The organism is Chryseobacterium arthrosphaerae (assembly GCF_001684965.1).
Taxonomy (GTDB): Bacteria; Bacteroidota; Bacteroidia; order Flavobacteriales; family Weeksellaceae; genus Chryseobacterium; species Chryseobacterium arthrosphaerae.
This window is the reverse complement of sequence record NZ_MAYG01000001.1, coordinates 2,529,452-2,552,330: the sequence shown is the minus strand read 5'-3', so window position 1 is coordinate 2,552,330 and position 22,879 is coordinate 2,529,452. Positions and strand designations below refer to the sequence as shown.

At 38.4% G+C, this 22,879-nt stretch carries 23 protein-coding genes; 9 read left to right on the top strand and 14 right to left on the bottom strand.

Features of this window, described 5'->3' with window-relative positions; translation table 11 throughout:
* Positions 1-16: 16 nt before the first annotated feature.
* The 6 genes from BBI00_RS11470 to BBI00_RS11450 form a co-directional block, all read right to left on the bottom strand.
* The gene (locus tag BBI00_RS11470; protein ID WP_065398892.1) at positions 17-439 is read right to left on the bottom strand and encodes a DoxX family membrane protein; all 423 of its coding nucleotides are present in this window, start codon (positions 437-439) and stop codon (positions 17-19) included.
* A 123-nt stretch (positions 440-562) separates the two neighbouring features.
* On the bottom strand, positions 563-1,357 hold the full coding sequence (locus BBI00_RS11465; protein ID WP_065398891.1) for a helix-turn-helix domain-containing protein: 795 nt from the start codon (positions 1,355-1,357) through the stop codon (positions 563-565).
* Between the two features lie 158 nt (positions 1,358-1,515).
* Positions 1,516-1,911 (bottom strand): DUF7674 family protein, encoded by a 396-nt coding sequence (locus tag BBI00_RS11460; RefSeq protein ID WP_034699318.1) that lies wholly within the window; start codon positions 1,909-1,911, stop codon positions 1,516-1,518.
* 51 nt (positions 1,912-1,962) lie between these two features.
* Complete coding sequence (locus BBI00_RS23680; RefSeq protein WP_262487256.1) at positions 1,963-2,094, bottom strand: hypothetical protein; 132 nt, start codon at positions 2,092-2,094, stop codon at positions 1,963-1,965.
* An 82-nt stretch (positions 2,095-2,176) separates the two neighbouring features.
* On the bottom strand, positions 2,177-2,533 hold the full coding sequence (locus BBI00_RS11455; RefSeq protein WP_065398890.1) for a DUF7674 family protein: 357 nt from the start codon (positions 2,531-2,533) through the stop codon (positions 2,177-2,179).
* 11 nt (positions 2,534-2,544) lie between these two features.
* Positions 2,545-2,709 carry a hypothetical protein gene (locus BBI00_RS11450; protein ID WP_228394753.1) on the bottom strand — a complete coding sequence of 55 codons (165 nt, stop codon included), beginning with the start codon at positions 2,707-2,709 and terminating at the stop codon, positions 2,545-2,547.
* A 475-nt stretch (positions 2,710-3,184) separates the two neighbouring features.
* On the opposite strand from BBI00_RS11450, the gene BBI00_RS11445 reads away from it, so the two are divergent.
* The 5 genes from BBI00_RS11445 (at position 3,185) to BBI00_RS11430 (ending at position 7,520) form a co-directional block, all read left to right on the top strand.
* The gene (locus BBI00_RS11445) at positions 3,185-4,198 is read left to right on the top strand and encodes a nucleoid-associated protein (protein WP_065399718.1); all 1,014 of its coding nucleotides are present in this window, start codon (positions 3,185-3,187) and stop codon (positions 4,196-4,198) included.
* 61 nt (positions 4,199-4,259) lie between these two features.
* Positions 4,260-5,222, top strand: a complete 963-nt coding sequence (locus BBI00_RS11440; RefSeq protein ID WP_065398889.1) for a hypothetical protein — start codon at positions 4,260-4,262, stop codon at positions 5,220-5,222.
* Between the two features lie 295 nt (positions 5,223-5,517).
* Positions 5,518-5,688: a bacteriocin-like protein gene (locus BBI00_RS23325; RefSeq protein ID WP_165602517.1), complete on the top strand. Its 171-nt coding sequence runs from the start codon at positions 5,518-5,520 to the stop codon at positions 5,686-5,688.
* A gap of 86 nt (positions 5,689-5,774) precedes the next feature.
* Positions 5,775-6,620 carry a GLPGLI family protein gene (locus tag BBI00_RS11435; RefSeq protein ID WP_065398888.1) on the top strand — a complete coding sequence of 282 codons (846 nt, stop codon included), beginning with the start codon at positions 5,775-5,777 and terminating at the stop codon, positions 6,618-6,620.
* A 126-nt stretch (positions 6,621-6,746) separates the two neighbouring features.
* Positions 6,747-7,520, top strand: a complete 774-nt coding sequence (locus BBI00_RS11430) for a cyclase family protein (protein WP_065398887.1) — start codon at positions 6,747-6,749, stop codon at positions 7,518-7,520.
* 149 nt (positions 7,521-7,669) lie between these two features.
* Here BBI00_RS11430 and BBI00_RS11425 read toward each other — a convergent pair whose 3' ends face one another.
* The 6 genes from BBI00_RS11425 to BBI00_RS11400 form a co-directional block, all read right to left on the bottom strand.
* A complete protein-coding gene (locus BBI00_RS11425) occupies positions 7,670-8,419 on the bottom strand; it encodes a succinate dehydrogenase/fumarate reductase iron-sulfur subunit (RefSeq protein ID WP_065398886.1) in 750 nt (249 codons plus the stop codon).
* A gap of 13 nt (positions 8,420-8,432) precedes the next feature.
* A complete protein-coding gene (locus BBI00_RS11420; RefSeq protein ID WP_065398885.1) occupies positions 8,433-10,349 on the bottom strand; it encodes a fumarate reductase/succinate dehydrogenase flavoprotein subunit in 1,917 nt (638 codons plus the stop codon).
* An 11-nt stretch (positions 10,350-10,360) separates the two neighbouring features.
* Positions 10,361-11,017 carry a succinate dehydrogenase cytochrome b subunit gene (locus tag BBI00_RS11415; RefSeq protein WP_065398884.1) on the bottom strand — a complete coding sequence of 219 codons (657 nt, stop codon included), beginning with the start codon at positions 11,015-11,017 and terminating at the stop codon, positions 10,361-10,363.
* Between the two features lie 16 nt (positions 11,018-11,033).
* Positions 11,034-12,464, bottom strand: coding sequence for an anion permease (locus BBI00_RS11410; protein WP_065398883.1), 1,431 nt, complete (start codon positions 12,462-12,464; stop codon positions 11,034-11,036).
* A gap of 19 nt (positions 12,465-12,483) precedes the next feature.
* Positions 12,484-13,650 (bottom strand): porin, encoded by a 1,167-nt coding sequence (locus BBI00_RS11405; protein WP_065399717.1) that lies wholly within the window; start codon positions 13,648-13,650, stop codon positions 12,484-12,486.
* Between the two features lie 171 nt (positions 13,651-13,821).
* Positions 13,822-14,871 (bottom strand): linear amide C-N hydrolase, encoded by a 1,050-nt coding sequence (locus BBI00_RS11400; protein WP_065398882.1) that lies wholly within the window; start codon positions 14,869-14,871, stop codon positions 13,822-13,824.
* 359 nt (positions 14,872-15,230) lie between these two features.
* On the opposite strand from BBI00_RS11400, the gene BBI00_RS11395 reads away from it, so the two are divergent.
* From BBI00_RS11395 to BBI00_RS11385, 3 genes are all read left to right on the top strand, one after another.
* The gene (locus BBI00_RS11395; RefSeq protein WP_228394752.1) at positions 15,231-17,453 is read left to right on the top strand and encodes an ATP-binding protein; all 2,223 of its coding nucleotides are present in this window, start codon (positions 15,231-15,233) and stop codon (positions 17,451-17,453) included.
* A gap of 20 nt (positions 17,454-17,473) precedes the next feature.
* On the top strand, positions 17,474-18,025 hold the full coding sequence (locus BBI00_RS11390; RefSeq protein ID WP_065398880.1) for a biliverdin-producing heme oxygenase: 552 nt from the start codon (positions 17,474-17,476) through the stop codon (positions 18,023-18,025).
* Between the two features lie 116 nt (positions 18,026-18,141).
* Entirely contained in the window at positions 18,142-19,068 is a 927-nt protein-coding gene (locus BBI00_RS11385; RefSeq protein WP_065398879.1) for a malate dehydrogenase, read from the top strand.
* Between the two features lie 101 nt (positions 19,069-19,169).
* Here BBI00_RS11385 and BBI00_RS11380 read toward each other — a convergent pair whose 3' ends face one another.
* Entirely contained in the window at positions 19,170-19,730 is a 561-nt protein-coding gene (locus tag BBI00_RS11380; RefSeq protein ID WP_065398878.1) for a hypothetical protein, read from the bottom strand.
* A 73-nt stretch (positions 19,731-19,803) separates the two neighbouring features.
* Positions 19,804-20,721, bottom strand: a complete 918-nt coding sequence (locus tag BBI00_RS11375; RefSeq protein ID WP_065398877.1) for an alpha/beta fold hydrolase — start codon at positions 20,719-20,721, stop codon at positions 19,804-19,806.
* A gap of 492 nt (positions 20,722-21,213) precedes the next feature.
* Here BBI00_RS11375 and BBI00_RS11370 point away from each other — a divergent pair, with 492 nt between their 5' ends.
* Positions 21,214-22,878: a T9SS type A sorting domain-containing protein gene (locus tag BBI00_RS11370; RefSeq protein ID WP_065398876.1), complete on the top strand. Its 1,665-nt coding sequence runs from the start codon at positions 21,214-21,216 to the stop codon at positions 22,876-22,878.
* Position 22,879: the final 1 nt, after the last annotated feature.

Sequence of the window (22,879 nt, the reverse complement as noted above, 5' to 3'; positions counted from 1 at the left end):
ATCTTGAATTTTTAAATTATGATTGATGTAAAAGTTGTTCTAACGTCCATTTATAATGAGGAAATGTACTCAACAGAAATCCGCCGGCACTGAATACAAATACCGAATAATCCAAAGGTTCTTTAATCCCAAAGGAAATACTCATGGCGATGGCAAATAATAAAGTCAGAATAGAAGCGCACCATGCGGCCCTTTTTACCTGATACCCTACAAGAAGTAATATTCCGGTGGACAGTTCGGTAATGGTTGATAGTACAGTAATCGCAGAAGCCCATGATTGTGGTAAAAACGAATTGGTTTCTGCGGTATAATGTACAAAGTTTTGCCAGCCTGAAGAATGACTTCCCCAAAGGTTCAGCCTGCTTGCTACTGCTGATAGAAATCCTGCTGCCAGTGTTATTCTCAATAAGAAAACGGCTGTGTCCTGCTGAGTTTTCATTTTTTTATGTTTTGATTACAGGGACAAAGTTCCGGGAAAAGTGCGGTCCGGAGAATAGACAATGTTGAGAAAAGCATGTAATATTTTAAAACCGGAAAAAGAAGCGGGCCCCGGTTTACCAATTTATGAGGAAGTGATTATCGCTTTCTGATAATCTTTAGGGGATTTTGAAGTATGTTTTTTAAAAAAATTGGAAAAATAAAAAGGATCATTGAACCCAAGCCGGTACGCAATTTCCTTTACAGTCAGTTTTTCATAAAGAAGCAGTCTTTTGGCTTCGGAAACTGTAAGACTGTAGATGACATTCTGCGCAGTTTTATTGGTGTGCAGCTTGGAAACTTCATTCAGTTTAGCTTCCGTAGTTCCCAGGAGATCCGCAAAATGTGAGAGCTGATAATTGTGTGAAAAATGATCCCGCACACTTTCCAGGAATTGTAAAAACAAAGCATCCGGTTTCCAGATTTCATCACCATTTGCAATTTTACTGCGGTTGATTTCCACCAACAGCAATTCCACCAGAGCATGGGTGGATATCAGATATTGATAAGGCTTTTCATGAATTTCTTTTTCAATACGGCTCAGAATTTCCGAAAATAAGGAAGAATTGTGAACCCTGATCATTTCATTCATTCCGAAATGACAAAACAGCCCGTTGTGAAAGATCAGCTCAATATCACTGTCGCTTTTACTGAAGAAATCTAAAGTAAATTCAAGAGCGGTAAGTTCCCCCTCCACAGATCTCAACTGATGAAACTGCCCCGAAGTAATGGTCACTGCATGTCCGGTTTTCAACATGAAAATATTTTCATCAATCAGAATTTCAGCACTCCCGTTGTGGCACCAGAACAACGTATATTTTATAACCCGTCTTGGCTCAGGATGCACTTCCTGATTCGAGTATTTCCTTATTTCAATCATGGTGAGAAATTGAGTCTGTTCAACAGTTAAAATTAACTAAAATTCTATAAATATTGTTCCTGGAAACAAAAAAGAGCAGATTTTAATCTGCTCTTTTTACTTATACATTGAATTGTTCTTTGCTTTCTCAGCCTTCAACGCTGTAGTTTGTTGAAAACTTACTTCCCGAAATACATCTGATCCTGCTTCTGCTGTTCATTATAAATGATCTGAAAGCTCACAGGCATGTATTGGTAAAGGAGTTTCCAATGCTGGATCTTGGCGTGTTTTTTAAAACTTTCGAAAGATCTTACGAAAAGGTTTTCGATCATCGTTCTTACATACGAATTCCCGTTTCTGTAAATCCAGTCCATCAGTTTGATGTGATGGGCAATGATATTGATCTTCGATTCCTGAAGAAGATTTTTCAGATAATTGACCGTAGCCTGCATAATCCCGGCGAAATTATCCTGTACAGATAACTGTGTGATCTCATTGCGAAGTGGCGGATAGAAAAATTTTAAGTATTCAACAGCTATTTTTTGATTAATAGTTTGCATTTGTACTTTCATCATAATTAAGAATTTTTCAAACACTTAGTATTGCAGCGAAATGTATACCAAAATTTAAATACAGGCCGCAAAAATAAATACTCCTATGATCACCGCAATGTGAGTGAGCAATATCTCTGTATTGTGTCTGCTGGTCGTGGTTTTCCAGGTTTTCCAGTCCGAAATTTTTCTGATTTTATTTTTCATAATCTATTGATTGTGAGTTATTTTTAATTTTGTTTAATTTAAACACTTTGTAATGAAACGGATAAAAAATGTAACAAAAGCTTTATATCCCGTGACTGTAAATTTGTCTGGAATAGATCTTCTGAAGGTCAGGAGAAATATGACTAAAGATCATTTTTCTGTACTCTGCGCTGCAAAATGCTGTAAAATTGTCCAGAGAATAGATAAAAGTGGTCTCAATTGCATTTTTTAAGACAGCGTCTCCGTCAGTGTAAATTTTGTCCATTTTTTGTAAGCTTCTGAACAGCAGATTACTGTCATTCTGGCGGATCATATTTTTTATACGTTCTGTGAATGTCCGGATGATGCTGTATGAGTTCTGGATGGTGATATCTTTCACTTCATTTTCAAAACCGGGAACCACTTCAGTGATTTCCTTTACCGCTTGTAAATAGTTCATAGTATTATATTTTAATTGTGATTTTGTTCCAGCAGTTTCATGAATGCTCCAAAGATGAAAACGACCAGGAAAGCGAAGAAGAGCATATGGTAAGGCTTCAGCCATGCCGGAGTTTTGGGACCTCTGCTTTTTAATCTTCTCAGTGTATCAATTCTGTTTAATGTTTTTAAGTCCATTTTCTGATGTTTTCAAATCATGATGCCAATGGTATTCCGTTGAAACTGAATTCTATTTAAAATATTGATAATGATTATGTTGTGGTTTTTATATGTGAATTTTTTAGACAGAGAAGCATGTCAAAATGATAAGGTTATTATCAAATTGGAAAAAACCGGAAGTTCTTTATCTTCAGAGTTTCATGATTAGCCGTATTTGTTTAGTAACAAAAGTATTATAACACTTAAGTTATTTGAAGTAACAGGCTTTATGGAGAAGAAGGGCACTGAAGTTTTTGAAAATCTTTGATTTTCTTAATTGTATTTTTTAAAGCATTATTTTCAATTTTCTGAAGTGAATTGAAGTGTTTAAAATAAAAGCTTTTATGCCTTTTATGGTTAAGAATCCACTGTAACCCAGGATAAGATCAATCCTATTTTTCAGTTTCATGTGAAGGATAGAATGAATATCTTTGCAGTCCAAATATTCAGAAAAATGTTTTCAAAAATAGTAGTACACAGAGTAGGAAATAAGATCAACGGAGATTCCCTGACACTTTCACAAGAGGAATTGAAGCTGGAAGAAGGAATGGCAGAATTGCTGGAAGATTACTTCTTAGGATCATTCAAATCGGAAGAAACCTTCCATTTTTACAGTGATACCTATCTGGTAAATAATCCGGTTTACAGTGCGGTATCAGAAATTTTTGATGATAAATCCAAATTCCTTTGGGAGTCTGAAAATATTGCAAAACACCTTTTCGAAGCGGCAGAGAACCCAAGGGTTCAGAGCGGAGAATTGTTTATCGTCCTTTTTGAAGACGAGAGCGACCGTCCTGATAAAGTAGACAAGATCGGGATCTTTAAAACAGAGAAGAGAGAATCTTTCCTGAAAATCAATCCTGCAGAAGAAACATTTGATATTGAAAAAGATCAGGGAATCGGTTTGTCTAAAATTGATAAGGCAGCTTTGATCTACAATAATAATAAGGATACAGGGTATGTACTTTCCGTTGTTGACAACAACAAAAACGGGGATATGTATTACTGGTTCGAGGATTTCTTAAAAGTAAAACAGCGTGATGACGAATATTTCCACACGCAGGAAGCTTTGATGGTTTACAAAGATTATATTACCAAGCAGCTTCCACAGGAATTTGAGGTTTCAAAAGCTGATCAGGCGGATTTCCTGAATAAATCGATTAACTTCTTCAAAGAAAAAGAAGAGTTTAAGTTGGATGAATTTGCGAATGAAGTATTGGGAGATGAGCATGTGATTGAAAGTTTCGTAAATTTTAAAACAGATTACGAACAGGATATGCAGGTGAATATTGCTGAGGAATTCCCGATCAGTGAAGCCGCAGTAAAAAAGACGCAGAGACACTTTAAAAGTATTATTAAATTAGATAAAAACTTCCATATCTACATCCACGGAGACCGGCAGAAAATAGAAATGGGTGAGGATGATAAAGGAAAATACTACCGGCTTTATTTCGAAAAAGAAGTATAAAAAGAGATCTCCGGTTCCATAATAATATCATAACTTTATTGCTGATTACAAAATAGCAGCTATGAAATTTCTGATTATTTTCTGGGGAGCTTTTTTCATTTTTTTCTGCGCTCCTTTTCCTATTTTATTATATATGCTGACTGAGGAGCTGGCAACAGAACCGAGAAATTCATTAGCGGTGAGCTATGGATATCTCGGTTTTTCTTTATTGATATGGGGATACATAATCATTTTCTTTATCAATAAGCTTTTCATTACCACTTTTAAAGAGAAAAATACGATAAAATCTATTCTTCGGAACGGAATTCCAAGAGAAGCCGAAATTATTGATTATAAACTGCTCAAGTATTTTCCTGAAAAGAATATGAATCTCATTCAGGTTATGCTTTCATTCCCCAATCTCAGCAATACGGTGATAGAACATAAAATGATGTTTCATGATTCCAGGCCACAGGAAAAAAGATTTGACGTCGGAAACAAGGTCAAAATATTGCTGAATCCTCAGGTATCAAAGGAACCTTACTTTATTTTAAGTGATCAGAAAGTAGGATTGAACACATCAGGGATGATGCTGAGAATTATTTTTACCGGATTGCTGATAGGGTATGTCATTGGCTTATACTGCTATTTTTATATGAGGGAATCCTTTGATTTTGGCTGGAGGTTTCTGACATTCATGCATCCGATTATTTTCAGTGGAGTCATGACGATTATCTACGTATTGGTTTTTCAGTTGATTTTCGGCAGGTTTTTTAAAAATACAAAAGAAGAACGCATTCTTTTTTCAGGGAGAAATGCTGAAGCCCAGATCATCAGTGTAAGTGAAACAGGCCTCACAGTGAATGATCAGCCTCAAATCATGTTTCAGTTAAGTTTTAAAGATTTCAGAGGAACCGAACATATTGCTGTATATAAGAAAATTGTCAGCCGTCTGAACCTGTCATCCGTTCCAAAAAAGGGAACCGTAGAAATCATGTATGATCAGAATGACCCGAAGAAGATTATGATCCCCAGAGGCTTTTAAGGTTACAAGGCTGAAGCTGAAAGTTCAAAAACCATACACACGCTCAACTTAACTTTAGCTATGAAAATTTCTGTTCGGGATTCATTATTTAACCTATACAAAAATAATCAAAAGCATTTTTTTAACAACTGCTTTTTTGTTTAAGTAATATCATCAAATCAGTTCAGTTTTACACGAAAAATTTTCAAGTAAAAAGTATGTTTTTCCAGATAAACAACTGCTTAACATAATAAAAAACATCGTATGGATATGAATTAGTTGTATATATTTGAGACTTAATTAAAAAACATATTGTATGAAAAAAATTAAAAAAATGACTCGTGAAGACCTTAAAACTGTAAAAGGAGGAACTAAACAAGTTTGGATTGCAGAATTTTGTGGTCAGACTGCTACTACAACCCAAGATTGGACTCCTCAACAAGCTAATCAGTGGCTTGCTAATCTTGAAGCAAATTATTGTAATTAATATTTGTTTCATATTAATTATTTGCACTTATAACTTTTATTATTGGGTTATAAGTGTTTCTTTTTTTTGCATTCAAAAATAATTCTATGTTTTACAATAAAAAACTACTTCAATTATTAACCTTATTTTTTAGTGTTTTATTTTTTTCTCAATTACATAAAAAAGATACTCTGAGGGGGGAGTTTACCTATTTATTAAAAGCTAAATTAAATACATTAACTCCTGATTATACACATGAAGAATTTTTTTCATTACAGATAGGCGATCAACGTGCTTTTTTTGTGAGTATTCAATCACTGAAAAGAGATTCCGTATTCCAAGCACTTCCAATAAAAACTTTGGAAAATGGAGCAAAACTGTTAAGCTCGAAAGGAGTATCCATCCCAAAAACAAAATTTTCCTTTACCATAATACAATCAAATGAAAATATACAGTATTTTAACTTAGTTGGAATGTCCATACTCACCTATAAAGAACCGATCATTAAAGATTGGAAACTGAGTAGCGACACAAAAATAATAAACACAATTAATTGTAAAAAAGCAGAAGTTACCTTTAAGGGACGAAATTGGATCGCCTGGTATTCTCCCGAAATTCCTTTACCCTATGGGCCATATAAATTTAGCGGGTTGCCTGGATTGATTGTTAAAATAACGGATGATAAAGAAGAGTATGATTTTGAGCTTGTAAACTCTATAAATGCATCTAAATTAAAAGGTAAATTAATTAAGATAAACGAAAACCGATATAATAAAGCTATTGAAACAACTCAAGCGAAATTTGAAAAAGCGTTAAAAGATGCTAATGCAAATTTAATTGGTATCCTTCAAAGTTCTGAAACCACTATTATAAAAGGTCAGGAAATGATAAGGCAAAGACAAAAAGAAAGAGAAGAAAATAGAAAATATGAAAACCCGATAGAGTTAGAATAAAGTGGGCAATAAGAAACTGAAATTTTATTTTATTAAAAATCTGATGACTCCAATCCCAGATAAAGAAGCTTACATCTGTTCGTATTTTTGCCTTATTCACTATCTTTGTTTTCTTAGCTGAATCATATGAAAACAACAATTGTCGATCTTACAAAACCCATTCAGTACAATGCAGGAGACCCCTGGTTCATGAGAGTAAAGATCAAACATAAACCTCACAGAAAATCACATTGGCTGATCCGGCTTGCCCTGAACCTTCCCTTCAGACTTTTTCCCAAAAACTGGACAGGCTGGGCAGATGACACAATTAAAAATATGGGCCTTCATGCTACCACTCACATTGATGCTCCATGGCATTACGGGCCGGTAGTAGAGGGAGAACCTGCCAAAACGATAGACCAGATTCCGCTGGAGTGGTGCTATGGAGATGGTATTGTGATCGACTGTACCCATAAGGAAGACTTTGTTGCCATCACTATAGATGATCTGAAGAAAGATCTGGATAAAAACGGAATCACCATACAGGAAGGAAATATTGTACTGATCAGAACCGATCGCGACAAACTGATGGGAACTTCAGATTTTGTAGAAAAAGGAACAGGAATGAGTAAAGAAGCTACAGAATGGCTCATCGATCAGGGCGTAAAAGTAATGGGAATTGATCAATGGGGTTGGGATCTTCCTTTGAAATATATGGCCAAAAAAGCCAGAGAGCTCAACGATCCCGAATATTTCTGGGAAGGCCACCGTATAGGAATTGAAAAAGAATATTTACACATCGAGCAACTGACCAATCTCGGTGCATTACCGCCTTCAGGATTCAAAATCTGTGTATTTCCCCTGAAAATTGTGGGCGGCTCCGCAGCTCCGGCAAGGGTTGTGGCCATCATGAACGGGTAAACAAGAACGGAAGGTTGAAAAAGCAAAAAAGACAAATTCACTTATGGGTAAATTTGTCTTTTTATATATTGGATTAATTTCAACTTTATAAAGACTGTATAGAAATCTATGAAGTTGATTTTTAAAAGATTAAAAGCCTTTATGCTGAATTATTTCTTTTTGAAAAACAACGCTCTGTTGTATTCATAATTCATCCGCGCAATATTCAGAACAGAAATACCCTGTGGGCATTCCACTTCGCAGGCTTCCGTATTGGAGCAGTGACCGAAAAGTTCGCTATCCATCTGGGCAACCATATCCAGCACACGTTTGCTTCTTTCCTCCTTCCCTTGTGGCAGGAGTGCCATATGCGTGATCTTTGCAGAAGTAAATAAGGCTGCACTTCCGTTTTTACAGGTAGCCACACAGGCCCCGCATCCGATACATGCTGCAGAATCGAAAGCTTCTTCAGCCGTTTGATGGGTAACAGGGATAGCTGTAGCATCAGGTGCCTGCCCGGTATTCACAGAAACGAAACCTCCCGAAGAGATGATTCTGTCGAAGGCAGATCTGTCTACTTTAAGGTCTTTTTTTACCGGGAATGCTTCTGCCCGGAAAGGTTCTATCAGAATCGTTTCACCATCTTTAAAAGACCTTAGGTGCAACTGACAGGTGGTTGTATTCTTTAAAGGGCCATGAGCAATGCCGTTGATCATCATTCCGCATTGTCCACAGATTCCTTCACGGCAGTCATGATCAAATTCTACGGGTTCATCGCCTTCGGTGATCAGTTTTTCATTCAGACTATCCAGCATTTCCAGGAAAGACATATGAGGATTCAGGTCTGTAAGGTCGTAGCTGACCAGTTTTCCTTCACTTTTTCTGTCTTTCTGTCTCCATATCTTAAGATGTAAATTCATAATTTCTGTTTTTTTATTTGTAACTTCTTACCGTTGGCTGAATTTCTTCAAAGATTAAAGGTTCTCTGATCAGTTCAGGCTCATTATTTTCACCGGTCCATGCCCAGGCAGAAATAAACTGATATTCTGCATCATTTCTCATGGCTTCTCCGTCAGGAGTCTGGAATTCTTCCCGGAAGTGCGCTCCGCACGATTCATTACGGGTTAAAGCATCATAGCACATCAGTTCCCCGATTTCAAAATAATCGGCAACACGGCCTGCTTTTTCCAGCTCAGCATTCATTTGATCTCCCTGGCCTGATACCCTTACGTCTTTATAGAATTCCTGTTTCAGTTTTCTGATTTCCCGGATGGCGTATTGTAATCCATCTTTATTTCTGGCCAGCCCGCAATAATCGTAAAGCAGTTTTCCCAATGTCTTATGGAAATAATCGACGGTTTTGGTTCCTTTGATATTTATTAAACCTTGAATCTGGTTTTTAACGGCATTTTCAGCCTGCTCAAACTCAGGAGTATCGGATGTAATTTTCCCGGTATGAATTTCGTCTGCCAAATAATTCGCAATCGTATAAGGGGCGATGAAATATCCATCCACAGAAGCCTGCAAAAGTGAGTTGGCTCCCAGCCTGTTGGCCCCGTGATCTGCAAAATTGGCTTCACCCAGCGCAAACAGTCCCGGAACGGTAGTCATCAGCTCATAATCTACCCAAAGGCCACCCATTGAGAAGTGGGCTGAAGGAGAGATCATCATGGGTTCCTGATAGGCATCATATCCTGTAATTTTAAGATACATATCGAATAAATTTCCATATTTCTCTTTGATCCTGTCTTTTCCCTGTTCTTTTATCGCTTTAGAAAAATCAAGATATACCGCATTTTTCAACGGACCGATTCCGAAGCCTGCATCGATTCTTTCTTTGGCAGCACGGGATGAAATATCTCTTGGGGCCAGGTTTCCAAAAGCAGGATATCTTCTTTCCAGGTAATAATCCCTTTCATTTTCAGGAATATCATTGGGTTTTCTCTTTTCATCCGGTTGTAAAGGGACCCAGATTCTTCCGTCATTACGCAATGATTCAGACATCAGAGTGAGCTTAGACTGATAATCTCCGGATTGCGGAAGGGAAGTGGGATGCACCTGGATCCAGCTTGGAGAGGCCATTAAAGCTCCTTTTTTGTGTGCTCTCCAGATGGCAGAACCATTACAACCCATCGCTAAGGTTGAAAGATAATAGATCTTTCCGTAACCTCCCGTTGCCAGTACTACTGCATGGGCAGCGTGCCTTTCAATTTCTCCTGTGTCTAAATTCCTTACGATAATTCCTCTGGCTTTACCGTCTACAGTGACAAGGTCAAGCATTTCATGTCTTGAAAACAGCTGTACGGAACCTTTTCCTACCTGGCGCATCAAACCCTGGTAAGCACCCAGAAGCAGCTGCTGTCCGGTTTGTCCTCTTGCATAGAATGTCCGGCTTACCTGAACGCCTCCGAATGAACGGTTATTGAGGTAACCACCATATTCCCGCCCGAAAGGAACTCCCTGCGCAACGGCCTGATCGATGAGGTTTAAAGAACATTCCGCCATACGGTATACATTGGCTTCACGGGCTCTGAAGTCACCGCCTTTCAGGGTATCTACAAACATTCTGTAGACACTGTCGCCATCGTTTTTATAATTTTTAGCCGCATTTACACCTCCCTGTGCTGCTACGGAGTGGGCTCTCCTCGGGCTGTCCTGGAAACAGAATGCTTTCACATTGTATCCCATTTCACCCAGTGAAGCTGCAATAGAACTTCCTGCAAGACCTGTTCCTACAACAATTACATCCAGTTTTTTACGGTTGGCAGGATTCACGAGTTTTGCTTTCTTTTTATAATTTTCCCACTTGTGTTCCAGTGGACCTTGTGGTATTTTTGAATCTAAAATCATGATAGATCTGTTTAATGATAGGTAAAGAATACATAAATAGGCATCAGTGCAAAGCCTAAGCTGATGATAACAGAATAGGCTGTTCCAATGATTTTAACCCATTTCACGAACTTAGGATGGTACAGCCCAAGTGTTCTTACGGAGCTGTACAACCCGTGGATCAGGTGATAGCAAAGAGCAACCATGGAAAGTACATAAATAAGGACGTACCACCATTCCTTGAAAACCGTTACCACCAGAATGTATAAATCTTTATTTCCGTTTTCGTCCAAAGGAGGGTTCCCGAATTTGTAGATATACCAGAAATTCTGAAAATGAATGACGAGGAAGATCAGGATTAATGTTCCCAGGATTCCCATATTTCTTGAAGCCCATTTACTGGCTCTTCCACGTCTGTCAGCCTGATAGCCGCCTCCGGATTTTTTATTTTTTAAAGTAATGATCAGCCCATCCACTGCATGCAGGATAATACTTGCATACAAAATATAAGAGACTATTTTGATGATGATATTTCCTGATAAAAAATGTGAATAAGCATTGAACTGCAGGTGAGCCTGCTCCTGTGGAAGAAAAAGCTGAAGATTTCCGAGGAAATGGATCAACAGGAAGAATCCCAGAAAAAGTCCTGTAAGACACATCAGCATTTTTCTTGACAATGTTGATAACATATGTTTGATTTAATAATTAATAATATCCTAAAACTTTCATCCATAATCCACCTACAGCCATGTAGATGATCAATAAGACGATACCTATTTCAAGACCTCTGAGCCACCAGGCTTTCAGGTCAACATAACCGCTTCCGAAGAATACAGGAGCCGGACCGTGGCCATAGTGGGTAAGTACTCCGTAAATTGAACCCATGAATCCCAGCATCATGGCCAGTAGCATAGGCGGAATTCCTAAAGAAACCCCTACACCCAGCAATGCAGCATACATAGCTGCTACGTGAGCTGTAGCACTCGCAAATATATAGTGGCTGAAGAAATAGACTATGATAATCACAGGGAAAGCTACCTGCCAGCTCAGACCTCCGATCTGAACTTTAATAAGGTTACTGAACCAGCCAATGAAGCCCAGCTCATTCAGAGAGCTTGCCATCATTACCAGAACAGCGAACCAAACGATGGTATCCCATGCTCCTTTTTCACCTTTTACATCTTCCCAGGTCAATACTGAGGTCAATAGCAACAAGGTTAATCCGATGAAGGCTGTTGTAGTGGCATCAATAGAAAGGGCACCGCCAAAGATCCAAAGTCCGAGCAGAATAAAGAATGCCAGTAACATCAGCCATTCATTTCTGGAAATAGGTCCCATTTCTTTTAATTTCTGGGCAGCCATTTTCGGAGCATCACCTGTTTTTTTCAATTCCGGCGGATACAATTTATATAATACCAAAGGGACAATAAAGAAGGCCACAACTCCTGGTAAAAAACCTGCAGCTGCCCATGACATCCAGGTAATATCAATACCAAGATTGGCCGCAAACTTCTGACACATCGGATTACTCGCTGTCCCCGTAAGGAACATGGAAGAAGCGATGAGGTTCATATAATAACTGTTCAACGTCAGGAATGATCCTAATTTTCTGTGGGTTTCCGGTTTTTCCGGTACAGAATCAAAGCTGATGGCCATAGATTTCATGATAGGGTAGATGATTCCACCGCCTCTTGCCGTATTACTCGGAATGGCAGGAGCCAGACAAACGTCTGCCAGCCCAAGCCCATAGGCTAATCCCAGTGAGCTTTTACCAAAAACTCTTATGAACAGGAAAGCAATACGGTTTCCTAATCCTGTTTTGATAAATCCTCTGGCAATAAAGAATGAAATCCCGATCAGCCATATTACTTTATCTCCAAAGCCTGAAAGAGCCTTTGTAATTGATTTTCCCGCATCTCCGGGAGCAACAACCTGTGTCAGGGCTGTAAAGGCAATCGCCATCATACACATGGTGCCCATTGGAGCAGCCTTAAGAATGATTCCTAAAATGGTTGCAGCAAAAATGGCAAACAGATGCCAGGCATTTTCCGCCACTCCCTCCGGAGCAGGAATGAACCATATGATCAACGCAACGGCAAAAGTGATCGCTACGTTTCTGATATTTATTTCTTTCATGATAATAACTATTTAAGGATTAGAACCTACTTTGTACCTGTACAATGAATAGATTATTGTTGTATTGTGAGGTGTTTTCCACCTGATATTTGTATCGGTCAAACTGTACACCGAGCTGGATTCTGGCTCCGTAATTCTTCAGGAACTCTAAGCCGAACATTGGAGTAATGGTCTGTCTTGGGTTGGAAGCCATCCTGAAGTTGGTATCAAGATATTCGTAACGGCAGGATAATTCGAAGGCGCTGAGGTTTTTGTGGTTGATTTCATATCTTACATTCGGAAGAAAATAGACCCCACGTACGAGGTATTGGTCGGGATTATCAGGTCTTAGTTCAGGAGCGATGGAATTGTAAAGTACGTGGTTCGTAGCCTGTTTAGCTTCCAGCTGCATATCCAGACTCCATTTCGGGTCGAATTTGATCAGTGAACTGAGATCAATACCCAGGGCATATACTTTTTTACTGAATACTTCCCCGATCCCTCCGTTCAGACCAACATTGAAGTTGTATTTCTGAGACAGTCCGAAAACCATACGGGTAGAATACTGTTTTCCGTTATCATTATCATTGATCTGGTTTTTACCATTTCCATTCACTACGGAAACTGCATATTGGAATGGAATTTTTCCTAACTGAAGTTGCCCTGTGGCAGACATCCCGATCTGGAAACTCGTCCAGCCCAGTTTTCCAAACTCAGAGTACTGGTTAGACCAGTCTAATGATTTGATAATGTCAATAGGATAGGTTTCCTCAATACCGAACCAGGGTCTGAACTGCCCAACGGTGAATGCCAACTTGGGACTGAAGGAATATTTTAAATAAGCATTTTCCAGCACCCTGCTTTTCGGATCATTTTTAAAATCGGCAAGATTAGCCAGGGCTACCACTTCCGTGCGTTTGCTGATCTGTGCCCGTACCTGTACTCTCATGTACTTGAGCATGAAGTTATTGTCAGTCCCGGAGCCATCGGTATGATGAAGTCCGTTTACATCTACATCCCTGGACATTCCTACGAGATAGCGTGCCTGGAAAAGCCCTTTAATCTGCAGCTGCGGATATTTTACATTGTCTTCTTCCTGTTGAGGAGGCTGGGTCTTCAGAGAATCCTGGATCTGTGCATTCGCTGCCAATCCACAGGCCAGCATACAGAGGACCAGACTTTTCTTTTTGATTGAAAAAAAGGCCATATCTTTTTGTTTGTTTTTTTGTTTATTTAACCATCCTGTCAAAATCAAAGATGTGACAGTCCCAAGGAGGGAGATGGTTGCAGATTCAGTGATTATTCACGTCTCTGTCCGTTCATATGCGGAGGGCAGATGATTATGAATTACGCTGTATCGTCTTTATTGCTGAAATGTCTAGTTTAATCCCAGGAACTTGAACGGTGCCGATTCTTTAAAATTTGCATTTGATTTGCCGTTGTAAGTCTGGTTGTTGCTCAGATCCAGTTTCATAACTTTTCCTTTTGCACTCAGGTCAAAATCTTTAAGATCTACCCAGAAGGTATTCGGAGTGAAAACCGTTTCAAAATAATACACAAGGTTCTTCTGGTCTGAAACAGAACGCCATCTTGTAGAAGAAATATTAGGTTCTGTGGGGGAAGTGATTCCGTAAGGTACAGAACAGTTTCTGATCACACTGAAAACGCTGGCTACAGCAGTACGGGTATCGGCAGTCTGCGGAATGGCATTGATATAGTAAGAAGCTCTTACGAAACGGTCTGCGGCACGGTTGGTTCCCGGCAGCATTACCGTTCCCGGAATACCTTTCCAGTAATTGTTGAGCGCCAGCTGTTCCTCAAAAACAGGAGAGTTGGTCATTACCGTATAAGACGGATCATGGTGAATGACAAGTTTACCGTTGATGTATTCAAATACGGCATTGTCTCCGGAAGCATCGGAAATAGAAAGATGGATTGTGGTAAATCTTTCCGTTCCCGGAATATAATCACTTACTACCACAAATGGTTCTTTTCTTGAAAAGTCAACCGCTTCCTTCACTGTTGCAAAATTATCAAGATAATACTGTGCCCATAATGAGATGGCAAGTCCCTTTTTACTTCCTTTAGGATCGAATTTCGGATATTGCGATTCTCCCAGCCAAAGCAAATTGGCTACCAGTCCTTTTTCGTTCATTCCATCTGCTGAAGCAATGTCCCATGAAGAACTGATAAGGCTACCGTATTTAGAGGTCCATTTTATAGATTTAGGGCCGGTCTGGCCAGTGCGGTCAATGCCTTTGGGCAATACCCAGAGATTCGCCGGGATCTCATCACGCCAGTCCATGGAACGGGCAGTAAGAACGGTATTCTGAGGGCCTTTATAGACCACTCTTGTACATGCTTCTGATGGATTCCATAATCCTACTGATAGAATCAGGGAAAATAAAATTAATGGGAACTTTTTCATAATAGTATTATTTGAATTTAAAATTTATATTGAAATTATTGTGAATAATTCAATGAATTTTTCTCATATTCATTATTTGGTGATATAAATTTAGCTAAATTTGTTTAGATAACATAATTATTTTAGCTGATAATGTGTAATTCATGTTATGAATCATGCCTAAAGCATAAAATATTTGATTACTGGATTTTTTTTTGTAACTTTTAGAAATATCGTATTAAAAAGTGGTAAAAAAAGAAAATTTTTTAATGCAATAATCCTGATGGTCAGAAGCTTGAAACCGGCGGTGTCCCTCTATTGATGCCTGCTTTGAAATTAGCTACCACAAAAGAGAGAGCTGATCGAAAAAAGCGCTATATTTGATAGATAGACTGAAAAGAGATATGAATTTTGTAGAATGTCATGAAGAACCTATCCATATTCCGGGTTCCATACAGAGTTTTGGTTATTTGATTGGCATTGATGCAGAGTCCCAAACCATTACTTTCTTCAGCAGGAATATTGCGGATATATTTAAAATCGAACGTTTGGATGAGCTGTTCGGAAGAGAGATTTCTGACTTCCCGGAAAGTTTTCAGAGCATTATCGATTCCGAGATCTATACGTCATTGGAACAGTTTACCAGACGTAAAAATGAAACGTATTTTGATAAGATTTTCATTGACGGTAAAGACTATCATTTTTCAGTATATCGAAGTGACGCCTATATTTTCCTTGAGTTTGAAGAGGTGATCATCAATCCGGATAAAAGGATTTCCAACAAATACGATAATTTTTATATCATTGACAATGAGCAGGAGCTTTGGGATCATCTCCTTGAGACACTTTCAAAGGTAGTCAACTATGACCGGATGATGATCTATAAATTCATGATGGACGGATCCGGAAAAGTGATCGCTGAAAAAAAGAATGAAGATATGGAAAGTTTTCTCGGTCTTCATTACCCTGAGTCTGATATTCCCAAACAGGCCCGGCAGCTTTATCTTAAAAAAAGAAAAAGAATCTTCAGCAATGTATATGCTGATACCGTCCCTATTCTCAGTAAAAAAGAAGAAAATATTGACCTTACGTTTTCTGCATCCAGAGCAATGTCTCCTGTGCATGCACAATATCTTAAAAATTCAGGAGTAGCATCAAGCTTCAGCGTATCGATCATCATTGATGATCATCTCTGGGGACTGGTGACCTGTCAGAATATAAAGCCCAAGCATATTGATCTTGAGGACAGAGTACAGGCAGGGATTTTTACGGCCCTGGCAGCAAATGCCTATTCTTCATTTAAATCAAAAAGTGAACTGAATTATCGTCTGGAGCTCAACGAAAAGCTGTCTCAGCTGAAAACAAAATTTTTAAAACACAACCATTTATCCGACTCTCTGATCGAAAGTAAAACAGAGCTTAAAAACCTACCGGAGGCTGATGGTCTTGCCATTGTTTCTGATGAAAGTATTGTAACAGCAGGAACTACTCCCGATTCAGGAAGTATAGACAGGATTATAAAATGGGCACTTGCCAATACGAAAGACCGTATCTATGTGAGCCGGAATTTTCTTAAGGATCATGGTAAGGAATTGAATCTTTCTGACGATGCGGCCGGCATTATCATTTACTTTATTGAACGTGATAAAAATGAAATGCTGATCTGGTTCCGGAAAGAATTTGATGAGCACATCAACTGGGCCGGAAGTCCGGAAAAAACAGTAAGTGTGTTCTCTCAGAACGGAGAAGAAAGACAGATGGTATCGCCAAGAACTTCTTTCCGCATTTTTACAGAAAATATCAAAGGACATTCCAGAAGATGGAATTCAAGAAATATCAGTGCCGTTCAGGCAGTAAGGGATCTGATTTTAGAGACCTCCCATAAAAATTATAATGCGATCAAAAGGCTTAATGATGAGCTTAAAAAGGTGAACGAAGAGCTTGACAGCTTTTCTTACACAATTTCACATGACCTTGGAACTCCTTTAACGGTAATGAAGCTTAATGCACAGATGCTTTTAAATAATCTTAAAGATGATTCCGAAAAGAGCAAAACCAAGATCAATACCATTATTGAAGAGATTGATAATATGGCCGAAATGATGCATGATGTGCTGCAGCTAAGCCGTGCCAAATACAGTGAGATACAGCTTGAAAGTCTGAAAACAATTCCTACCATCCGGAAAATTTCAGAAAATGCAAAAATGACCTATGGCAGTCCTACGAGCGAGATTATCATTAAGGAATGCCCGGATGTAATGGCTGATAAAACCATGCTGCACCAGGTATTTCTTAATATCATCAACAATGCTGTGAAATATTCTTCCCACAAAGATTATCCTAAAGTTGAAATTGAAGGCACGGAAGACGGACAAACCATTATTTACCGTATTTCTGACAACGGAATCGGTATTCCGGAAGAGGAAAAGCATAAAATGTTTAAAATTTTCAACAGAATGGATAATGCGAAGAAGTTTAAAGGAAATGGAGTAGGGTTGTCTATTGTACACCGTATCATGAAAAGGATAGGGGGAAATGTGGATTATGAGAGTAATAAAGAGGGAACTTCTTTCATTTTAACGTTCAAAAAGCCTTACATTTGAGAAACTTTTAAAACGTTATTATGGTATCAGAATATCTTAAGCAAAATACGGCAGACTATCACGATGCAGCAGAAAAACTCTTTAATTCTGAGAAGATTTTCAATAAAACTTTCACCCTGGAAGATTATAAAAAAATCATCCATACCAATTATCTGATGCTTCTTCACAGTGAAGATAAAATATTCAGCAGCCTGGCGGATAAATTTGGCGAAAAACTTCAGCTTGATGAAAGAAAGAAGCTTTCACTTATTGAAAAAGACCTTACCAGCCTTTCTCTGAAAAACCAGACTGCCTCTTATGACCTTGAATTTGATAATGAGCATGAAGCACTGGGAGCGATGTATGTGATTGAAGGTTCAACTCTCGGTGGAAATGTAATTGCCAAACAACTTTCCAAAACGGAAGGTTTTGATGAGGTTACCTTCAACTTTTTCGGATGTTATCAGGAGAATACGGGACCGATGTGGAAGAATTTTAAGGAAGTTCTGGATACGGAAGTGGCGGAAGAAAACTACAGTAAAGTCCTTTCCGGAGCGAAAAAACTATACACGTTTTTACTGAACGTCAACTAATTTATTTTAATTCTAATTAAATTCCTGAAAAATTGCGCATTTTTTCAGGAATTGTTAAATTTGGGGAGTTTCAAATTTAAACTTAACTAACAAAAAATAATTTAAAAAGTAACAATATGAAAGTAACTGTAGTAGGTGCAGGCGCTGTAGGAGCAAGCTGTGCAGAATACATCGCAATGAAGAACTTCTGTTCAGAAGTAGTTTTGGTAGACATTAAAGAAGGGTTTGCTGAAGGTAAAGCAATGGATTTGATGCAGACAGCATCTCTTAACGGATTTGATACAAAAATTACCGGAACAACAGGAGACTATAGCAAAACTGCAGGTTCTCATGTAGCTGTAATCACTTCAGGGATTCCAAGAAAGCCTGGAATGACAAGAGAAGAATTAATCGGTATCAATGCAGGTATCGTAAAAGAAGTTACTGAAAACTTAGTAAAACATTCTCCGGAAGTAATCATCATTGTGGTTTCTAACCCAATGGATACTATGGCTTATTTAGTACACAAAACTTCAGGTCTTCCTAAGCACAAAATCATCGGAATGGGTGGTGCATTAGACTCTGCAAGATTCAAATACAGATTGGCTGAAGCTTTGGAAGCTCCGATTTCTGATGTTGACGGGATGGTAATTGCTGCTCACAGTGATACCGGTATGCTTCCGTTACTGAGCAAAGCTACAAGAAACGGTGTTCCTGTAACTGAGTTTTTAAATGATGATCAGCAAAAATATGTAATCGAAGAAACTAAAGTAGGTGGTGCTACCCTTACAAAATTATTAGGTACTTCAGCCTGGTATGCTCCAGGAGCAGCTGTTTCTGTAATGGTTCAGGCCATTGCATGCGATCAGAAAAAAATGATCCCTTGTTCTTTAATGCTTGAAGGAGAGTACGGACAAAACGATATCTGTTTAGGAGTTCCTGCGATCATCGGAGCTAACGGAGTAGAGCAAATTGTAAACGTAACATTGACTGCTGAAGAGCAATTGAAATTCGCTGAAGCTGCTAATGCAGTGAGAGAGGTGAACGGAGATTTGAAATTCTAATTATTAATCGCTTAAGCAGGGATTATAATAAATAGCAACAGTCTGTTTCCATCTGAAACAGACTGTTTTATTTTTTGAGAAGTTTTAATTTAAAGGAATTCTTATTTTTTATTATTGAATTTATTATAAAATTCTTGTCTTCCTTTTTTATTGTAAACATACGGATCTATAAAACTCTCTGTCCAGGTATTGGTGATTTCCGAAAAATCTTTTCTTATAAATTTTTCTAATTCTTCTTTTTTGACATTAATGTTATAATTTTCATTTTCAAATGGAATCGTAATTTCTACTTGGTTGATAAAATCAAGATTTTTCATAAGCTTTACAGAACCCTCTACTAATGTTTTCTGAATAGCATTTCCACTTGACCAATATTCTTTGAGCTGTTTTTCTGTGACATTAGACTGTGGATTTAATTCTTTATATTCAGAATAGTTTTTTACGTAGGTAATGGTAGCTTTTCCATCTTTCAATTCAACATTTTTTACAGACCCTCCGCCTCTTAGTCTTGAAGCTTCTGTTTTTAACTTTTCTAAATCTGAGCCAATCTTTGTATGATTCAATGTGGTTTCATTTTCTGCTTTTTCTGTTTTCTTTCCATCGTTGCAACTCAGCGTGATGAATGTGATTGCAGATAGAATTAAATTAAATTGTAACTTCATTTTATGGGTTTAGAACTGTTCAAAACTAAAAAAAAATGAAGTTTTATGATTACGGAAAACCATAATTGTCTTTTTATTTTACTTCACGTACAAATCTTTCAATTTCACTCACAAACTCCCTATTTCTCTCATAATACAAAAGATGTCCGCCATCGATAACTACCACTTTCTGATGGGGGAACTGAAAGGTCTTATAGTGCAGGGTTCCTACGGCTTTATCTTTTTTTCCTGTAATTACCAGCACCGATACTTTGATGTCTTTTGTTATTGGTGCGTAATCAGCATAATATTCCGGAAATTCTTCAGGCTTTGAAATCACAGCCATACCGAAATCAATAATTCGCGGATGGAGAGAATCCACTTTATCCATCTTTTTAATGGTTTCAACATCCTCTGTGAGGAATTTATATCCGATTCTTTTCTTTCTTAATGCAGTGCTTATTTTTGAAAGTTCTGCAGAAAGACTGTCTTTAGGAATGGCTTTGTTTTTACGTTGTAAAAGGCTGTTTCCATATTCAATCTGTTCTTTTACAGAGTCATCATTCAGAAAGTGAAGGGTGATATTGGAGAGGATGAGTCCTTTGGTATGCTGAGGATATTTTTTGGCGTAATTAACAGCAATAATTCCCCCAAATGAGTGGGCAAGCAGAAATACTTTTTTCAGTTTCAGATGTTGTCTCAGTTCTTCAATATCCTGAAGCATTGTATCCAAATGATAGTCTGCAGACTTTGCGGATTTTCCTGAGCCTCTCTGGTCCATATAAATCATCTGCATATTTTTTTCAAGACTGCTTCCTCCTAAAAGTTCAAATGACGGATATCCCTGTCCCGGTCCTCCGGGAATATAAATGCAGGGCTCTCCTGTTCCGGAAACCTTGTACTTTATCCTGACATGGTCTGAGGTCTCATAGAAGCCTTCAGATCCTTTGCCTTGAGCTGAAACAGTAATGATGCTGGTGAATAAAATAAAAAATACGATGAGTGTTTTCATATAGTTATAACAGTTGAAGAACAGAATTTATTACTTCTGTTGTACGGAGTAATACATTAGTTTTTTACATTAAGGATTAAATAATACGACACGTTTTGTCGCAACGTAGGAGTAGCTTTGCCTCAGTCATTAAAATAAAAGATATTCATATGTAAAACCTGCAGAAAACTGATGATTTTTATATTAAATCAAATTCATGTGACTTTAATAACATTTAAAAGGATTAAATTTGCAAAAAATTATTAAACCAGCTACTCAATCAGAAATAACCATGATAATCCAATACTTTCGGGGTATTTTATCCATATGCCCAAACTTCTTACATCGAAATACCAGAATCTTTTTTTGAATTAAAAACATCAGAATAGGATCGAAATTTAAAATTATTCTATAAAAATACCTATCTAAGTATCAATATTGAGCAATTACAGCTGATATGTTGACCGGTACTTTATGAAAGCATTAATTTTCACCGTTTAAAAAAACATAAGCATGAAAAAACTCTACACAGGTGCATTTACCTTATGCACAATCCTTGGGGTATCCGCCCAGGAAGTGGTATGGCAGAAAGACATCCAATCTTCCACCCAGGATTTTCTCAGCCAGGTTACCACCACCATTGATCAGCAATACCTTATCACGGGAAGCTCTATTCAAAGCAATAAGCAGCAGGCTTCAGGCAGTAAGCAGAATAATGGTTACGATTTCCATCTGGTAAAACTCAACCAGCAGGGAGATCAGGTCTGGGAAAAATATTTCTCGGGGAAGAATCATGACTATCTGTCAGCCACCGTTACCACCCAGGACGGAGGCTTCCTTCTGGCCGGAACCTCCTATTCTGGGAAAGGACTCGATAAGAGAGAGAATTCCAGAGGAGGATCCGATATCTGGTTGATCAGGCTTAATGAATTCGGCGATGAACTATGGCAGAAAACATTGGGAACTTCCTCAGATGAAGAAGCCCGATCAGTCATTCAAACCACCGATTTAGGATTCTTTGTTGCCGGCAATGTCCAGAACTCATCCAAAGGCTACGGTTCCAAAGACGTCTGGATCACAAGACTTGATAAAGATGGCAAAGAACTCTCACAGCTTATTTTAGGCGGAAAAGGTCTGGATGAAGTTGAAAAAATGATTCCAACGAAAGACGGTGGAGCCTTACTGGGAATTTATTCCAGGAGCTCCGAGTTCCGTGATTCAGGTTCCGGTATCAGCACCTCTGAAAGCAAATCATCAACTACAAATACTGCAAGCCGTAACCTTTCATCTGCCACCTCTACAGCCCTTAGCCAGATGCCAAAAGCCAGCAGCAACTTCGGTGAAGGCGACTACTGGATTGTAAAACTGGACAAGAATGGAAAAGTAGAATGGGAAAAGAACTATGGCGGGAAAGGAGATGACCATATCAGAACTTTAGCCTTGACATCCACTGGTTATGTCATTGGTGGCGAATCCAGATCCGAAAGATCGGGAAACAAAACAGTAGGTATCCAAGAAGGTACTGACTTATGGTTAATCGCCCTAAACGAAAGAGGTGATGAGCAGTGGCAAAAATCCTACAACTTCAAGAACCGAGATGTTCTGATGGGAATGAGTGTGATTACAAAGAGCCAGGAATCAAGAACCAAGAGCCAAGATGTTACAACAGGAATATTGCTGGGTGGCTACACTCAGGCTGAAGGCAGGATAGAAAAAGATGATGAAACCTTCTGGATGCTGTATCTGGATCAGAATGGCAATGAGCAGTGGCGAAAACATGTGGCAGGAGAATCAAGACAGAGAGAAGAAAGACTTTCAGATTTGAAACTGAACCGGGATGGTTCTATAATCCTGGCCGGGACCAGTGCCAAAGAACTGGGGAAAGAAAACTGGAAGATTATAAAGCTGGGAGACAAGCAGGTTAGTCAGCTGATCGAAAAACAGGATATCAGGATTTATCCGAACCCGGTCTCCGATTATACTTATGTAGAAATCGGCTTTGATTTCAAAGAAGCTGAAATTCTGTTGTATGATATGAGCGGAAGGCAGCTTCAGAGTCTGAAGACAAAGAATAATGTGACCAAGATCAATACACAGAACCTTGTACAGGGCGCTTATCTGGTGACGATAAAAACGAATAACAATAAAACGGCAAATTCCAAATTGATTAAAAAGTAAC

Excerpts from the sequence above, each read along its gene's own strand:
- BBI00_RS11470 (WP_065398892.1), bottom strand. The coding sequence starts at position 439 with ATGAAAACTCAGCAGGACACAGCCGTTTTCTTATTGAGAATAACACTG.
- BBI00_RS11465 (WP_065398891.1), bottom strand. The coding sequence starts at position 1,357 with ATGATTGAAATAAGGAAATACTCGAATCAGGAAGTGCATCCTGAGCCA.
- BBI00_RS11460 (WP_034699318.1), bottom strand. The coding sequence starts at position 1,911 with ATGATGAAAGTACAAATGCAAACTATTAATCAAAAAATAGCTGTTGAA.
- BBI00_RS23680 (WP_262487256.1), bottom strand. The coding sequence starts at position 2,094 with ATGAAAAATAAAATCAGAAAAATTTCGGACTGGAAAACCTGGAAAACC.
- BBI00_RS11455 (WP_065398890.1), bottom strand. The coding sequence starts at position 2,533 with ATGAACTATTTACAAGCGGTAAAGGAAATCACTGAAGTGGTTCCCGGT.
- BBI00_RS11450 (WP_228394753.1), bottom strand. The coding sequence starts at position 2,709 with ATGGACTTAAAAACATTAAACAGAATTGATACACTGAGAAGATTAAAA.
- BBI00_RS11445 (WP_065399718.1), top strand. The coding sequence starts at position 3,185 with ATGTTTTCAAAAATAGTAGTACACAGAGTAGGAAATAAGATCAACGGA.
- BBI00_RS11440 (WP_065398889.1), top strand. The coding sequence starts at position 4,260 with ATGAAATTTCTGATTATTTTCTGGGGAGCTTTTTTCATTTTTTTCTGC.
- BBI00_RS23325 (WP_165602517.1), top strand. The coding sequence starts at position 5,518 with ATGAAAAAAATTAAAAAAATGACTCGTGAAGACCTTAAAACTGTAAAA.
- BBI00_RS11435 (WP_065398888.1), top strand. The coding sequence starts at position 5,775 with ATGTTTTACAATAAAAAACTACTTCAATTATTAACCTTATTTTTTAGT.
- BBI00_RS11430 (WP_065398887.1), top strand. The coding sequence starts at position 6,747 with ATGAAAACAACAATTGTCGATCTTACAAAACCCATTCAGTACAATGCA.
- BBI00_RS11425 (WP_065398886.1), bottom strand. The coding sequence starts at position 8,419 with ATGAATTTACATCTTAAGATATGGAGACAGAAAGACAGAAAAAGTGAA.
- BBI00_RS11420 (WP_065398885.1), bottom strand. The coding sequence starts at position 10,349 with ATGATTTTAGATTCAAAAATACCACAAGGTCCACTGGAACACAAGTGG.
- BBI00_RS11415 (WP_065398884.1), bottom strand. The coding sequence starts at position 11,017 with ATGTTATCAACATTGTCAAGAAAAATGCTGATGTGTCTTACAGGACTT.
- BBI00_RS11410 (WP_065398883.1), bottom strand. The coding sequence starts at position 12,464 with ATGAAAGAAATAAATATCAGAAACGTAGCGATCACTTTTGCCGTTGCG.
- BBI00_RS11405 (WP_065399717.1), bottom strand. The coding sequence starts at position 13,650 with ATGGCCTTTTTTTCAATCAAAAAGAAAAGTCTGGTCCTCTGTATGCTG.
- BBI00_RS11400 (WP_065398882.1), bottom strand. The coding sequence starts at position 14,871 with ATGAAAAAGTTCCCATTAATTTTATTTTCCCTGATTCTATCAGTAGGA.
- BBI00_RS11390 (WP_065398880.1), top strand. The coding sequence starts at position 17,474 with ATGGTATCAGAATATCTTAAGCAAAATACGGCAGACTATCACGATGCA.
- BBI00_RS11385 (WP_065398879.1), top strand. The coding sequence starts at position 18,142 with ATGAAAGTAACTGTAGTAGGTGCAGGCGCTGTAGGAGCAAGCTGTGCA.
- BBI00_RS11380 (WP_065398878.1), bottom strand. The coding sequence starts at position 19,730 with ATGAAGTTACAATTTAATTTAATTCTATCTGCAATCACATTCATCACG.
- BBI00_RS11375 (WP_065398877.1), bottom strand. The coding sequence starts at position 20,721 with ATGAAAACACTCATCGTATTTTTTATTTTATTCACCAGCATCATTACT.
- BBI00_RS11370 (WP_065398876.1), top strand. The coding sequence starts at position 21,214 with ATGAAAAAACTCTACACAGGTGCATTTACCTTATGCACAATCCTTGGG.